The organism is Leifsonia sp. T36S-04 (assembly GCF_042465655.1).
Classification (GTDB): domain Bacteria; phylum Actinomycetota; class Actinomycetes; order Actinomycetales; family Microbacteriaceae; genus Leifsonia.
Genome location: NZ_CP146286.1, coordinates 1,019,440 through 1,031,426, shown reverse-complemented (window position 1 = coordinate 1,031,426; position 11,987 = coordinate 1,019,440). Strand labels below are relative to the sequence as shown.

General features: G+C 68.4%; 12 protein-coding genes. 7 read left to right on the top strand and 5 right to left on the bottom strand.

What is annotated here, in order from left to right; translation table 11 throughout:
- Positions 1 to 4: 4 nt before the first annotated feature.
- Positions 5 to 1,612, bottom strand: a complete 1,608-nt coding sequence (locus tag P3F85_RS05050; RefSeq protein WP_374010999.1) for a carboxyl transferase domain-containing protein — start codon at positions 1,610 to 1,612, stop codon at positions 5 to 7.
- Positions 1,613 to 1,753: 141 nt separating this feature from the next.
- Here P3F85_RS05050 and P3F85_RS05045 point away from each other — a divergent pair, with 141 nt between their 5' ends.
- From P3F85_RS05045 to P3F85_RS05015, 7 genes are all read left to right on the top strand, one after another.
- The gene (locus tag P3F85_RS05045; protein ID WP_374010155.1) at positions 1,754 to 2,395 is read left to right on the top strand and encodes a TetR/AcrR family transcriptional regulator; all 642 of its coding nucleotides are present in this window, start codon (positions 1,754 to 1,756) and stop codon (positions 2,393 to 2,395) included.
- A gap of 143 nt (positions 2,396 to 2,538) precedes the next feature.
- Positions 2,539 to 2,778: a hypothetical protein gene (locus tag P3F85_RS05040; protein ID WP_374010154.1), complete on the top strand. Its 240-nt coding sequence runs from the start codon at positions 2,539 to 2,541 to the stop codon at positions 2,776 to 2,778.
- An 84-nt stretch (positions 2,779 to 2,862) separates the two neighbouring features.
- Entirely contained in the window at positions 2,863 to 3,582 is a 720-nt protein-coding gene (locus P3F85_RS05035; protein WP_374010153.1) for an ATP-binding cassette domain-containing protein, read from the top strand.
- Positions 3,573 to 5,006 (top strand): hypothetical protein, encoded by a 1,434-nt coding sequence (locus P3F85_RS05030; RefSeq protein ID WP_374010152.1) that lies wholly within the window; start codon positions 3,573 to 3,575, stop codon positions 5,004 to 5,006. Before P3F85_RS05035 ends, P3F85_RS05030 begins: the two co-directional genes overlap by 10 nt.
- 7 nt (positions 5,007 to 5,013) lie before the next feature.
- Entirely contained in the window at positions 5,014 to 5,307 is a 294-nt protein-coding gene (locus P3F85_RS05025) for a hypothetical protein (protein WP_374010151.1), read from the top strand.
- Positions 5,308 to 5,826: a hypothetical protein gene (locus tag P3F85_RS05020; RefSeq protein ID WP_374010150.1), complete on the top strand. Its 519-nt coding sequence runs from the start codon at positions 5,308 to 5,310 to the stop codon at positions 5,824 to 5,826.
- Positions 5,827 to 5,898: 72 nt separating this feature from the next.
- Positions 5,899 to 8,511: a penicillin acylase family protein gene (locus P3F85_RS05015; RefSeq protein ID WP_374010149.1), complete on the top strand. Its 2,613-nt coding sequence runs from the start codon at positions 5,899 to 5,901 to the stop codon at positions 8,509 to 8,511.
- Positions 8,512 to 8,538: 27 nt separating this feature from the next.
- Here the strand turns inward: P3F85_RS05015 and P3F85_RS05010 are convergent, their stop codons facing one another.
- The 4 genes from P3F85_RS05010 to P3F85_RS04995 form a co-directional block, all read right to left on the bottom strand.
- Positions 8,539 to 9,837 (bottom strand): citrate synthase, encoded by a 1,299-nt coding sequence (locus P3F85_RS05010; protein WP_374010998.1) that lies wholly within the window; start codon positions 9,835 to 9,837, stop codon positions 8,539 to 8,541.
- A 170-nt stretch (positions 9,838 to 10,007) separates the two neighbouring features.
- The gene (dapC, locus tag P3F85_RS05005; RefSeq protein ID WP_374010148.1) at positions 10,008 to 11,126 is read right to left on the bottom strand and encodes a succinyldiaminopimelate transaminase; all 1,119 of its coding nucleotides are present in this window, start codon (positions 11,124 to 11,126) and stop codon (positions 10,008 to 10,010) included.
- A gap of 36 nt (positions 11,127 to 11,162) precedes the next feature.
- Positions 11,163 to 11,483 (bottom strand): ferredoxin, encoded by a 321-nt coding sequence (fdxA, locus tag P3F85_RS05000; RefSeq protein ID WP_121261659.1) that lies wholly within the window; start codon positions 11,481 to 11,483, stop codon positions 11,163 to 11,165.
- 33 nt (positions 11,484 to 11,516) lie between these two features.
- A complete protein-coding gene (locus P3F85_RS04995) occupies positions 11,517 to 11,897 on the bottom strand; it encodes a hypothetical protein (RefSeq protein WP_374010147.1) in 381 nt (126 codons plus the stop codon).
- Positions 11,898 to 11,987: the final 90 nt, after the last annotated feature.

Sequence of the window (11,987 nt, the reverse complement as noted above, 5' to 3'; positions counted from 1 at the left end):
GCGATCACATCCGGAAGAGCCCGAAGGCCGTGTCGGGGAGCGGGGTGCGCGAGACGACGTCGAGCGCGAGTCCGAGCACGGTGCGCGTCTCTGCGGGGTCGATGACGCCGTCGTCCCAGAGGCGCGCGGTCGAGTAGTAGGGGTTGCCCTGCTCCTCGTACTGCGCCGCGATGGGTGCACGGAACGCGGCCTCCTCGTCGGCGGGCCAGTCCTCGCCGCGCTCCTCCAGCTGATCGCGCTTCACGGTGGCCAGGACGCTGGCGGCCTGCTGGCCTCCCATCACCGAGATGCGCGCGGCGGGCCACATCCACAGGAAGCGTGGCGAGTACGCCCGGCCGCACATGGAGTAGTTGCCTGCGCCGAAAGAGCCGCCGATGACGACGGTGAGCTTGGGCACGCGCGTGGTGGCCACGGCGGTGACCATCTTGGCGCCGTTCTTGGCGATGCCCCCGGCCTCGTAGTCGCGGCCGACCATGAAGCCCGAGATGTTCTGGAGGAAGAGCAGTGGGATGCCGCGCTGGTCGCACAGCTCGATGAAGTGCGCGCCCTTGAGCGCCGACTCGCTGAACAGCACGCCGTTGTTCGCGACGATGCCGACCGGATGGCCGTGGATGTGTGCGAAACCGGTCACCAGCGTTGTGCCGTACTCGGGCTTGAACTCGTCGAACCCGCTCCCGTCGACGATCCGCGCGATGACCTCGTGCACGTCGTACGGCGCCTGCACATCGACGGGAACGACGCCGTAGAGCTCGGCGGGATCGGCCCCGGGCTCGACCGCGTCGAGCACCGGCCAGGCGGGCGACAGCGGCGGCGGGAGGGTGGCGACGATGTCGCGGACGATCGCGAGCGCGTGCTCGTCGTCCTCCGCCAGGTGGTCGACCACGCCGGACGTGCGTGCGTGGAGGTCGCCGCCGCCGAGCTCCTCGGCCGTCACGATCTCGCCGATCGCGGCCTTCACCAGCGGCGGACCGCCGAGGAAGATCGTGCCCTGGTTGCGGACGATCACCGTCTCGTCGCTCATCGCGGGCACGTAGGCCCCACCAGCGGTGCACGAGCCGAGCACGGCCGCGATCTGGGGGATCTTCGCGGCGGACAGCCGGGCTTGGTTGTAGAAGATACGGCCGAAGTGGTCGCGGTCGGGGAACACCTCGTCCTGCATCGGCAGGAAGGCACCGCCGGAGTCCACGAGGTAGATGCACGGCAGGCGGTTCTCGAGCGCGACCTCCTGAGCCCGGAGGTGCTTCTTGACCGTCATCGGGTAGTACGTTCCACCCTTGACGGTGGCGTCGTTGCAAACGACCATCACGTGGCGGCCGGCGACCAGGCCGATGCCGGCGATCACTCCGGCAGCGGGGCTCTCGTCTCCGTACATCCCGGTCGCGGCGAGCGGTGCGAGCTCGAGGAAGGGGCTCCCCTCGTCGAGCAGCGCGTCGATCCGGTCGCGCGGCAGCAGCTTGCCGCGTGCCACGTGCCGTTCGCGAGCGCGCTCCGGTCCCCCGGCCGCCGCTGTGGCGAGCCGTCGCCTCAGGTCGGCGACGAGCTCACGCTGCGCCGTCTCGTTCTGCTCGAACCGGGCGTCCGTGGCGGACGCATCGCTGGTCAGGGTCGGCATGCTGCTCCGTGTCGTCATCGACAATCGCGTCATAGTTGTCACTGCAGTCGGTTAGTGGTCACTAACTCGATTTTTAGGTTAGTGTTCATTAACCGAAAAGTCCAGCACCGCCGCACGGACGGCCCCACGACATCGAGGACGATGACCCAGCTCGAACCCGCAGGTCCCGCGGGACCGCCGCTGCAGAGCGGCCGTCCGACGCAGCGCAGCCAGGCCAAGGCCGACCGCCGCGCCGCGCTGCTGGAGGCGGCCGCCGGCCTGTTCGCCGAGCGCGGGTTCAACGGCGTCTCGATCGAAGACCTGGGCTCGGCCGTCGGCGTGAGCGGCCCGGCGGTCTACCGCCACTTCTCATCGAAGCAGGCCGTGCTCGAAGCGCTCCTCGTCGGCGTCAGCGAACGGCTGCTGGCGGGCGGGCAGGACGTCGAGCAGGCGGAGTCCGACGCGGCCTCGGCTCTCCGCTCCCTGATCGGCTTCCACATCGATTTCGCGCTCGGCGAGCCGGACACCATCCGGGTCCAGGACCGCGACCTCGACGCCCTCCCCGACTCCGCGCGCCGCCAGGTCCGTCGCCTCCAGCGTCGCTACGTCGAGGTGTGGATGCGCGTGCTCGGCGAGCTGCACCCCGCCCTGGGCGAGGACGAGCTGCGCGTGCGCGTCCAGGGCACGTTCGGCCTCCTCAACTCCACCCCGCACACCGCACGGATCGGGGCCGCGCAGGTCGCATCCGACGAGGTCCGTCCGGTGCTGGAGCGGATGGCCTGGTCGGCGCTCACCGCGGCCTGAAGCGCGAGCTGATGCGCGAGGCCCCGCCTCGCATGCAATAGGGCGCTCCAACACTCTTGCCCTGCCCCTGGGCACCTCCGTACGGTGAAAACGTTCTGCACACAAACGTGTGGAATGGACACACAAATACCGGGAGGAATATCATGCTTGCTGTACTCAGCACCGTCGCACGGTCAGGGGCCCTGGGGATCCGGGAGAAGGTGGACGGCATGATCGTCCGATACGACGCCTGGTTCCTCGTGCTCCTGGCCGTGCTGATGGTCCTCGCCTTCGTGATCGCTTCAGCACTCGCCATCTGGTGCATCACGAACGGAAAGGGCCGATTCTCCGGGAGCTGGAAATGGAACCAGAGCGGGGTCAACGTCTGGGTGGAATGTCGCTAGCGCGTCCACTCCCCCACTGACGAACTCCGCCGCCCAGACGAAGTGGGGCGGGATGAGAGTCCCGCCCCATTGCGAAGGAGCACGATGCTGTTAGACGTCGAACGACTCAGCTTTGCCTATCGATCGCAGGCCGAGATCCTGCACGACATCTCCTTCTCGGTGGGCACGGACGAGCTGGTGGGTCTCATCGGACCCAACGGCTCCGGCAAATCCACCCTGATCAAGGTGATCGTCGACCTCCTCGCCCACCGGCGCGGGTCCGTGCGGCTGAGCTCACAGCCGAACGGCGGCCGGGTCGCGAAGGCGAACACCATGTATGTGGCGAGCAACGACCACATGCCCGAGTTCCTCACCGGCGAGGAGTACCTGCGTTTCCTCCACGGCCTCTACGGCGAGCGCATCGATCGGGCAGAGATGAACCGACTCTTCGAGCGCTACCAGATGGCCGGGCGCAGCGCAGATCTGATCGAGGACCTGTCGCACGGGATGCGCAAGAAGCTGCAGCTGATCGCGGCATTGCTGCTCAGGCGGAAGCTGACGATCGTCGACGAGACGCTGAACGGGATCGACATCGATGCGGTCTACGCATTCGAGGAGGATGTCGAGGAGCTCGCCCGCGACGGCAGGTCCGTGATCCTCTGCAGTCACGACTTTCCCCTGCTCGAACGGGTGACCGATCGGATCCTGTTCCTGCATCGGCGCGCGCTCATGGCGGATGCTCCGACCGCGGAGCTGACCGACGACTACGGTTCACTCGACGCACTGGTCCGGGATCTCCTCGAAGCGACGCAGCCATGCGAGTGACGAGCGTCCTCCGGATCGTCCGGTTCCTCCTCGTCTTCATCGTGCGACGGGTCCTGGGTCGCGGGCTCCTGGCATCCCGGACCGCCCGTTTCGTGGTGATCGCGGCGGTGGCCGCGGCGTTCGCCGGCTACTGCGTGCTCAGCGTCGTCGTGCTTCGCCAGGTGTTCGGTGGCTCCGGCTTCGTCGAACCGATCCTCCGCACCGCCTCGATCTCCACCCTGTTCTGGCTGGCCGTGGCGTACACGATCGTCCGGGTGCTCTTCTTCAAGGCGGACGAGCTCCTCCAGTTGTCCTACTCGCTGCCGGTGACGAATAGGGAGCGCGCCCTCGCACTGACGCTGTTCGAGGCGGCCATCGTCCTGGTCGCGCTCGTCGCGGCGTTCGGCGGCCTCGCCGCAGCCAGTCTCGTTCTTCTCGGCGCGGACGCTCTCGGACCGCTCGTCACCGGCATCCTGATGCCCGCGATCACGCTGTACCTCTTCGTCAGCGTCGGATACCTCCTCACCGAGCGGATCCTCCTCGCGGTCGGCCTCTCTCGCCTCCGCGGCCTGATCATCCCCGGGCTGCTCGCCGGCTTCCTGGTCGTCTCGTATGCCGTCGTGAGCAGGCAGAGCGAGGCGTTCCTCACTGCGTACCTCGCCGGGGAACAGCTCTGGCTGCCTCAGTTGGTGTACTCCTGGCTGGCCGGGTCAGTCGGCATCCTGCCGACGGCGGCCGTGTTCCTCCTGAGCTGCGCCATCCTCATCGTGGTGGTGCTGTTCGTGACACCCCGCAGCTATGTCCCCCTGAAATGTCACTTCTCGCTCTTGCCCTCACGACTGGCGGATCGGCGCTTCGGAGCCCACCTCCTGGTCGCGGTCCGGAGCTTCGAGACCGGCGTCGTCATCCTGCTCACCGTCGTCGTGACGTTCCTGCTGTGGTTCTATCGCGTCGACATCCCGCCCTACGCATTGCTGCTGGTGACCTTCCAGGGGGTCTACGCCTTCTCGAACTCGGAGCCGCTTCGGCGCATCGGGATCGCGCATCCGGCGCCGGCGTATGAATACCTGTGCCTGATCGGCGCCCAATCGGTGCTGTTGGCTGTCGTGTCCGTCCCCTCGATCGCCCTGTCGACGACGACGGGGATCGATCTCGGCACCAGCCTGTCGATCGTGGGTCTGGGGCTCTCGAACATCTGTATGACGACCCTGGTCGGAGTTGCCTTCCCGCCCGAGCGAGGCAACCCGTTCTCGGTCCTGGTCGGTCTCGTCCTCCTGGTCGTGGTGGCGGGAACGCTTCTGATCGGCATCAACCTGTTCGCCCTCCCGGGGTTCGTCACCGCGATCGCCCTCGCGGTTCTGGCGCTCGTCACCGCGGCGTACAGCGTCTACGGGATCTCACGCATCGAAAAGAATCGGAGGCACGCTCATGAAGTGGTTGCTTAGAGTCGGAATGTCGCTCACGATCGGACTGATCCTGACCGCCATGCTCGTGGTCGCGAGCCTGTTGTGGATCATGTTCAGCACGCATCCGGGCGACCCTCGCGCTTCGGGGTTCTTCGGGGCGGTGTTCTTCGAGGTGCGAGAGAAGGCCGGAGGCGCGCTCGCGGTCGGCGCGGGCCTCGGTGACGTGCTGCCACTCGTCGTCGCGTTCGTGGCGCTCAGCGCCCTCACGTTCGCCGTTGCGGTGATCACCGCGAAGTTGCAGGCGTACAAGCGAGCCTTGATGCATGCCTCCGACACCTGAATGTCCATCACGATCCCACTTGATCGACGTGCGCCCGCTCGGGTCGCGCTCGCGGTCCTGCGGCACAGCGGCTGGTTCGTCGCGATCGTGGTCGCGATCGCGGGCGGCTTGCTGCTGTGCGCGGTGACCGCGTCCGATGTGAATCTGGCCGGCCTCGCGGGCGGCTTCACGCTCCATGCCCTCGTCGGGCTGGTGGGAAGTTTCGCACTTCACGAGGCGGCGCACACCGGGGCACTGCGGCGGGCGGCGCCCGGAATACGAAGCATCACCCTGACACTGACCGGGCTCCGCATGTCGCTGACCCCGGCGGGCACCATCGTCGGCAAGCAGATCGCCTTCGTCGCACTGATGGGGCCACTCCTGACCGCGGCGGCAGGAGCCGTGCTCTGGGCGACCGTTCCCGACCTCCGGCTCCACCTGTGGTTCATCGGACACGTCGTCTTCCTCGCGCCGTGCTTCGGGGACGGCCGGGCGATCATCACCGGCGCGCGACGATGGTCCAGCAGCGTCGAGCTGTGATCGTGCCGCGCGCGTCACCCGCATGGACTACAGTCCGAGAGAACGGCGGCACCTGCCCGAGAAGGAGCGACGTTGGGCGACGACACCCCCCGGCTGCGACTGCACCACCGGGTCCTGCGGGTGATCGGCGGCGTTCTCACAGTGGTCCTGGTCCTGCTCGTGATCGCCGGCGGGGTCGCCGTGTGGACGGTCACGCGTTCCTTCCCGCAGACGTCCGGCTCGGTCGATGTCCCCGGCCTCAGCGCGCCCGTGACCGTCTATCGTGACAGTGCCGGTGTCCCGCAGCTGGAGGCATCCACCCCCGACGATCTCTTCCGGGCGCAGGGCTACGTGCACGCCCAGGACCGCTTCTGGGAGATGGACTTCCGTCGTCACGTCACGGCCGGCCGCCTCTCCGAGATGTTCGGCGCGAGCCAGGTGCCGACGGACATTTTCATCCGCACCCTCGGCTGGCGCACGGTCGCCGAGCAGGAGGTGAAGCTCCTCGATCCCGTGTCGCGCCGCTACTACCAGGACTACGCGGACGGCGTGAACGCCTACCTGAAGAAGCACTCGGGCGCCGAGCTGTCGCTCGAGTACGCCGTGCTGGGGCTGCAGAACCCGTCATACCGGCCGGAGCCGTGGACTCCGGCCGACTCGATCGCATGGTTGAAGGCGATGGCGTGGGACCTCCGGTCCAACCTCGAAGAGGAGGTCGACCGCGCCCTGCTCGCCACCAAGCTCACACCCGAGCAGGTCGCCGAGCTGCATCCGGGCTATCCGTACACCGGCCACCCGACGATCACCGATCTGGGCGGCGGCAACCCGCGCGCTGTGACCCCCGACGTGGCTCCGCAGGCGGTCGCTTCGTCCGCCGGCGTCGGCGCCGGCGCCGCCTCCACGCCGTCCGTCGATCCCGCCGTCTACGCGTCCCAGCTGGAACAGGTGGCGGCGAGCGTGGATGCGGTCCCCCAGCTGATGGGGCCCGCCGGCTCGGACATCGGCTCCAACTCCTGGGTCGTCGCGGGTTCCCACACCGCCAGCGGAAAACCGCTGCTCGCCAACGACCCGCATCTCGGCGCGGCGCTCCCGTCGGTCTGGTACCAGATGGGATTGCACTGCAGGGTCGTCAGCGCGGCCTGCCCCTTCGATGTGGCGGGCTTCAGCTTCTCGGGCTTCCCAGGCATCGTCATCGGCCACAACGACCGCATCTCGTGGGGGTTCACGAACCTGGGGCCGGATGTCGCCGATCTCTTCGTCGAGAAGGTTACCGGGAACACCTACGAATACGAGGGCCAGCAGCTGCCGCTGCAAAAGCGCACCGAGCGCATCCGGGTCGCCGGAGGCCCCGACGTGACGATCACCGTGCGATCGACGCTCCACGGGCCTATCGTCACCGATATCGGGGACGCCTACGCCGTCATCGCGAAAGACCAGGCCGGAAAGCTCGGCGTGCCCGCGCAGCAGTTCCAGCTGTCGCTCGCCTGGACGGCGCTGACCCCCGGGACCACCGCCAACGCGATCTTCGCCTTCGACACCGCCCGGGACTGGGCGGGCTTCCGGGCGGCCGCGCAGTCGTTCCAGGTGCCCTCGCAGAACCTCGTCTACGCCGACGTGGACGGGCACATCGGCTACCAGGCGCCCGGGCTCATCCCGGTGCGGGCGTCGGGCGACGGCACCGTGCCGGTCCCCGGATGGACGAGTCAGTACGCGTGGACGGGGGTCATCCCGTTCGACCAGCTCCCGTCGGTCTACGACCCGCCCTCCGGCTACATCGTCACGGCCAACAATGCGGCCGTCGGTCCCGAATTCCCGGCGCTGATCACCGCCGACTGGGACCAGGGCTACCGGGCGAACCGGATCGAGCTGCTGCTCTCACGGCTCGTGGGCTCGGGAACCAAAGTCACCGCAGCGGACATGTCGGCCATCCAATCGGACACCTACGACGCGAACGCCGCCGACCTCGTCCCCGTGCTGCGGGAGGTCGCCGCGAGGTCGGATGCGCCCGCCGATCTGAAGCGGGCCGCGCGCCTCCTCGACGGCTGGAACTATCACGACGACGCCGACAGCGCCCAGACGGCGTTCTTCGCCGTGTTCTGGCGGGAGCTGTTACACGACATGTTCGCGCGCAAGCTGCCCATCGCGACGGCTCCGACCGGCGGCGATCGCTGGTTCTCGGTCGTGCGGTCGCTGCTGGACGAGCCCGATTCCTCGTGGTGGGTCGACTCCCACCTCGGGACGACCGACCGCGACTCGATGATCACGTACGCGGCCGACCGGGCCTGGGGTGAGACGCGCGCGCTGCTGGGCGGCGACCCCTCATCGTGGCGGTGGGACCGCCTCCACACGCTCACACTGACGAACGCCAGCCTCGGCGAGTCGGGCGTCGCGCCGATCGAGTGGTTGTTCAACCGCGGGCCGTGGCATGTCGGCGGCGGCTCCAGCGTCGTGGATGCCACCGGCTGGGACGCGACGGCCGGCTACGCGGTCGAACGGGTGCCGTCGATGCGGATGGTCGTCGACCTGGCCGATTTCGACAAGAGCACGTGGATCAACCTGACCGGCGCCTCCGGACACGCGTTCGACGCGCACTACACCGACCAGACCGACCTGTGGGCCGAGGGCAGGACACGCCCGTGGCCGTTCTCGCCCCCGGCGGTCCAGAAGGCGGCCACCCAAACCCTCACGCTCCGCCCGCCGCGCTGACCGCCGCCGAGACGTGAGTCGTTGCGCCTAGCGGCCGAGGTCGCGCTCAGGCGAACCCACGTAGAGCTGCTGCGGGCGGCCGATTTTGGTCTGCGGGTCGAGGTTCATCTCGCGCCAGTGCGCGATCCACCCCGGGAGCCGGCCGATCGCGAACAGCACCGTGAACATCCGGGTCGGGAAGCCCATGGCCTTGTAGATCACGCCCGTGTAGAAGTCGACGTTCGGGTACAGCTTGCGGTCGATGAAGTACTGGTCGGCAAGCGCGACCTCCTCCAGCTCCTTGGCGATGTCGAGCAGCGGATCGTGCACGCCCAGGGCCTCCAGGACCTCGTCGGCCGACTGCTTCACGAGCTTGGCGCGCGGGTCGAAGTTCTTGTAGACGCGGTGACCGAAGCCCATGAGCTTGACGCCCGACTCCTTGTTCTTCACCCGCTCGACGAACTTCTGGACGCTCTCGCCGGAGTCGCGGATGCCCGCGAGCATCTGCAGCACGGCCTCGTTGGCGCCGCCGTGCAGCGGGCCGTAGAGGGCGTTGATGCCGGCCGAGACGGAGGCGAAGAGGTTCGCCTGCGTGGACCCGACCAGCCGCACGGTCGACGTGGAGGCGTTCTGCTCGTGGTCCTCGTGGAGGATGAGGAGGCGCTCGAGCGCGCGCGACAGCACCGGGTTCACCTCGTACGGCTCCGCGAGGGTGCCGAAGTTGAGGCGCAGGAAGTTGTCGACGAAGCTCAGCGAGTTGTCCGGATACAGGAACGCCTGACCCAGGCTCTTCTTGTGCGCGTAGGCGGCGATGACCGGCAGCTTGGCGAGGAGACGGATGGTCGAGAGCTCCACCTGCTCGGGATCGCTGACGCTCAGCGAGTCCTGGTAGAACGTCGACAGGGCCGAGACGGCGCTCGAGAGCACCGACATCGGGTGCGCGTCGTGCGGGAGTGCGTCGAAGAAGCGGCGCAGGTCTTCGTGCAACAGCGTGTGGCGGCGGATGGTGTCGTCGAACTCCGAGAGCTCGGACGCCGACGGGAGCTCACCGTGGATGAGGAGCCAGGCGACTTCGAGGAACGTCGACTTCTCGGCCAGCTGCTCGATCGGGTAGCCGCGGTAGCGCAGGATGCCCTGCTCGCCGTCGATGTACGTGATCGACGAGCGGGTGGCCGCCGTGTTGACGAAACCGTAGTCGAGGCTGGTGAGGCCGGTCGCTTTCGTCAGCGTCGAGAAGTCGATGCTGGAGGCGCCGTCGACGCTCGGCCGGATCGGGAACTCGGCGGTACCGCCGGGGAAGCTGAGCGTCGCTTGCGCGAGTTCGGCTTCTGCCGCGCCGCCGCTCACGGGCGCCTTCTCGGTGCCAGTGCTCTCGGTGCCGAGTCCGCTCACAACGCCTCCTGGTGGGATAGTCGGTCCGCAGCCCGATCGTGGCGGCGCTGCTGAAAAACCGTGCCGGTACAGCCTAACGAACCCCGGCGACAACTGTCGCATCGGGCAAACACACGCCGACGCGGTTAGAGGGAGTCTCCAAAAGCCCGCAGGCGAGCGGCCGCGGCCTGCACGCGCTCGTCGGTCGCGGTGAGGGAGAGCCGGACGTGCTGCGGGTAGAAATCGCCGTAGAAGTGCCCCGGTCCGGCCAGGATGCCGAGTCCCGCGAGCCTCCCGATGCTCTCCCACGCGTCCCGGCCTTCCGTGGCCCAGAGGTACAGGCCGCCCTCGCTGCGGTCGACGCGGAATCCCGCCGCCTCCAGCGCCGGAAGCAGGAGTTCGCGGCGCGCGCGGTAGCGCTCCTTCTGCACCCGGACGTGCTCGTCGTCACCGAGCGCCGTCACCATCGCCGCCTGCAACGGGGCTGGCAGCATCAGGCCGGCGTGCTTCCGGACGTTCACCAGCCGCCCGACGATCGTCCGGCAGCCCGCGACGAAGGCGGCCCGGTAGCCGGCGAGGTTCGACTGCTTGCTCAGCGAGTACACCGCGAGCACGTTCTCCCGGTTCTGGCCGATGACACGGGGGTCGAGGATGCTCGGCACGCGCTCCGCATCCCACGGCTCGTCCCAGCCGAGCTCGGCGTAGCATTCGTCGCTCGCGATGTAGGCGCCCAGCTCGCGGGCGCGGGCGACCGCGGCGCGCAGTTCGTCGACGGTGAGGATGCGGCCGTCCGGGTTCCCCGGCGAGTTCAGCCAGACGAGGCGCGTGCCCGCAGGCCACTCCGCGGGGTCGTCGCTCGCGACCGCTGTGGCACCCGCGATCGCCGCGCCGATCGCATAGGTCGGGTACGCGGCGCGGGGATGCACGACGACGTCGCCCTCCCCCAGGCCGAGCATGAACGGCAGCAGCGCGACGAGTTCCTTCGACCCGATGGTCGGCAGGACGTTGTCCACGGTGAGGCCGCGGACGCCGCGCCGTCGCTCGAACCACTCGACGATGGCCTCCCGCAGCGCGGGCGTGCCGATGGTCTGCGGGTACGCGTGCGCGTCGGTGGCGTGGGCGAGAGCCTCACGGATCAGGTCGGGCGTCGGGTCGACGGGTGAGCCGATCGAGAGGTCGACGATGCCGTCGGCGTGTGCGCGCGCCCGCTCGGCGTACGGCGCCATGAGGTCCCACGGGTAGTCCGGGAGTTCCTGCAGCGCCACGGTCAGTGGCCCGTCACGGTCAGTGCGCCGTCACGGTCAGTGCGCCTGGGGCGGAAGTGCGGCGATGACGGGGTGGTCCTTCTGGATCACGCCGACCTTCGAGGCGCCGCCGGGCGAACCGATGTCGTCGAAGAACTCCACGTTGGCGCGGTAGTAGTCCTTCCACTCCTCCGGAAGGTCGTCCTCGTAGTAGATCGCCTCGACCGGGCAGACCGGCTCGCAGGCGCCGCAGTCGACGCACTCGTCCGGGTGGATGTACAGCGACCGTTCGCCCTCATAGATGCAGTCGACCGGGCACTCGTCGATGCACGCCCGGTCCTTCACATCGACGCATGGGAGAGCGATGACATAGGTCACAGTGGTTCGGATCCCTTCACGAGTGCTACCCCGCTAGCTTATGCCGTCGCGGGCGGGCCGGCGTCCGCGGACATCCGGCCAGGCGATGACGACGGCGGAGATCAGGATGGGGCCGGCCAGCCACACCTGCCCGGCGAGATCGTCCGGGATGAGGACCGATCCGCCCGCGCTCTGCTGTGAGAACAGGAGGATGACGGCGATCGCTCCGAGGGCTGCGAGCAGAGCCGGGAGCCGGCTGTGGCCGAGTAGCCGGAGCCCGACGAGGAGTGCGGTGAACGCCGCGAGCGCTCCGGTCAGCCCGAGCGGGATGTCGATCCCCCAGGTCACGTGGATGCCGTGCGCGATCGTGCCGATGGCGCCGAACAGGGCCCCCGTGAGCACGAGCAGGATGGCGCTGACGATCCGGCTGAGCATTCTCGAATCCTAGCTGGACAGTTTCGGAGTCCTGTCATACGCTCGATGGGTAAGGTTAGCCTTACCAACCTCCCCACCCGATCCACCGAC